General features: G+C 76.4%; 2 protein-coding genes. One reads left to right on the forward strand and one right to left on the reverse strand.

The features are described 5' to 3' along the window. The first annotated feature begins 243 nt into the window (after positions 1–243). The gene (locus tag NCC78_RS30895) at positions 244–837 is read left to right on the forward strand and encodes a phosphatase PAP2 family protein (protein ID WP_250798955.1); all 594 of its coding nucleotides are present in this window, start codon (positions 244–246) and stop codon (positions 835–837) included. Positions 838–958: 121 nt separating this feature from the next. Here NCC78_RS30895 and NCC78_RS30900 read toward each other — a convergent pair whose 3' ends face one another. Next, positions 959–2,182, reverse strand: coding sequence for a hypothetical protein (locus tag NCC78_RS30900; RefSeq protein ID WP_250798956.1), 1,224 nt, complete (start codon positions 2,180–2,182; stop codon positions 959–961). Positions 2,183–2,339 lie beyond the last annotated feature (157 nt).

Raw genomic sequence — 2,339 nt, forward strand, 5'->3', positions numbered from 1 at the left:
CTCACCTCCCCGAACCCGGGCGGACCGCCACCGCACCACCCGGCACCGGCGGTACGGTGACGGTCGACGGCAGGTGAGCCGCCTCCCGGCCGCGCCGCCACCCCGGCGGCGGGGCGGGCCCACGGCCCAGCGGCCGGGGGGTGGACGGCTGTGGCCCCGGGCGGTGGTCCGGGGCGGAGCAGAGGTGGGACGCTGAGCGGAGCCGACGGTACGGGCCCAGGTCCACGGACGCGCCCCGCCGCCGTGCCGCGAGGAGGTCCCGCGCTCCGGCTGGCCCGCCTCGTCACCGAGCTGACCGCGCCCGCGGTGCTGGTCTCCCTGCTGACGGTCGTGGTCGCCTGGCACAGCACCCGGGGCGGCACGACGGGACTCATCTGGGGCCTGCTCGCCACGCTCTTCGTCAGCGGCATCCCGTTCGCCTACATCCTCGGCGGGGTACGCCGCGGCCGGCTCACCGACCACCACGTCGGCGTCCGCGAGCAGCGCCGGGTTCCGCTGCTCTTCGGCCTCTGCTCGGTCGCGGCCGGCCTCGCGCTGCTGGCCGTGCTCGGTGCGCCCCGCCCGGTGCTGGCGCTGGCCGCCGCCGGGGTGGTCGGTCTGGTGGTCGCGGTGGCGGTGAGCCACTGGTGGAAGATGTCCATCCACTCGGCGGTCGCCGCCGGCTCGGTGGTGGTGCTGGTGCTGACGTTCGGGGCCCGGCTGCTGGTGACCGCGCCGCTGCTCGCCCTGGTGGGCTGGTCCCGGGTCCGGCTCCGCGACCACACCGTGGCCCAGGTGGTGGCCGGTGGCGCGCTCGGCGCCCTGACCGCCGCCCTCGTCTTCGCCACCCTCCGCTGATCCGCCGCGCTCCGGGAACGCCACGCCGATCCAGGGGTTGTCGTTCCTCGCACAGATCGACATGCGACGACAATCCCTGGATCGACGCGCGGACGCCCGGTTGGACGCGGGGGCGGGTGGGTCAGGCGCCGTCGTCGGCGAGGCGGTGGCGGTTGGCCTCGATCCAGGCGTCCAGGGCGGCCGGGTCGTCGGGGTCGACGCCGTCGGCCATCAGTTGTGCCACCGCCGCCGTCGCGGGGCTGCGGCGTTCGCCGGTGCTGTAGAGGCGGGCGAACTCCGGCACCATCTCCTCGATCGCCGCGTCGGTCTGCGTCGCCGCCTGCTCGGGCAGGCCGCGCTTGCGGGCGGCGTACGCGGCCCAGCCGCGCAGCACCCGGGGCAGCAGCGCGGCGTCGTCCATGTCCAGCACGGCACGCCGGTGCACCCAGTCGAGCAGGAACAGGCCGGCCACGGTCGGGCTCCACCGCAGCGGGTCGGCGTCGGGGAAGCTGGCCGCGTGGTCCAGCAGCAGGCTGAGGCAGAAGTGCAGCGAGGCCAGCTCCGCGCCGTCGACGGCGTCCAGGCCGAACCGGGCCGCCTCCGGCGAGGCGAGGAATCGCCGGACCAGCTCCGTACGGGCGGCCTCGGAGAGCGGCTCCGTGAACCGGCCGGCGGTCGCGGCGGGACCGGTGGGCAGCAGCGCCAACCGGGCGCCGACCAGCGCCCGGTCGGTGGCGAGCGAGCCCTCCCCGGGCAGTTCGCTCAGGTCGTCGGCCACCGCCAGGTGGCGGGTCACCTCGCCGCGCATCCGGGCCGGATCCTCGTCGCGGAACCAGGTCAGCTCGTCCCCGGCGCACATCTGCCGGACCTGGTCCAGGATCCGCTCCGGCGGGCCGCCGACGAAGACGTCCTTGGCGATGCCGATGTTGTGGTCGAGCAACGTCACCAGCGCGTGCTCCGGCCCGCCCGCCGCGTCGTCGTAGGCGAAGGTCGCCAGGTAGGAGGTCTGGTCGCCGTACACGTCGCCGTAGGACCAGCAGCCGGTGAGGTGGACCTTCCCGAGCTGGCCGGACCACGCCGGCGTGGCCGCGCCCGGGCGGACCCGGGCAGCGCCCTCGGCGTCGGGCACCAGCGCGGCGAAGACCGAGCGGATGGTGGTCGCCGCGGCGGTGCGACGGCGGGAGGTGGCGGCGAGGAAGCCGGTCACGAACTCCCGGACGGCGACGTCACGGTCGGACTCGGCGACCGCGTAGACGCTGCCGAGCAACGCCGCGCCGAGCATCTCGGCGTCGAGCGCGTTGTCGAGCTTGGCCACGTCGCGTGCGGCGTGCAGCACCGCGTCGTAGGGGGTCTGAGGCGTTCCCATCCACCGACCCTACGCCGCCGCCCCGCCGGCGACACCCGCGAGCGACCCGAGCGCGGCGCGCCGCCGGGCTCCGCGCCCCCGGGTCTCAGCTCAGCGGGCGGTCCCGCGGTGCCGCCCGCGCCTCGGCGTCCGGTCAGCGGGCGGCGTCGTGCAGTGC

It is taken from the genome of Micromonospora phytophila (assembly GCF_023656545.1).
In the GTDB taxonomy this organism is placed as follows: Bacteria; Actinomycetota; Actinomycetes; order Mycobacteriales; family Micromonosporaceae; genus Micromonospora; species Micromonospora phytophila.

Bases quoted from the DNA above. Each gene is read 5' to 3' on its own strand.
- NCC78_RS30900 (WP_250798956.1), bottom strand. From the start codon at position 2,182: ATGGGAACGCCTCAGACCCCCTACGACGCGGTGCTGCACGCCGCACGC.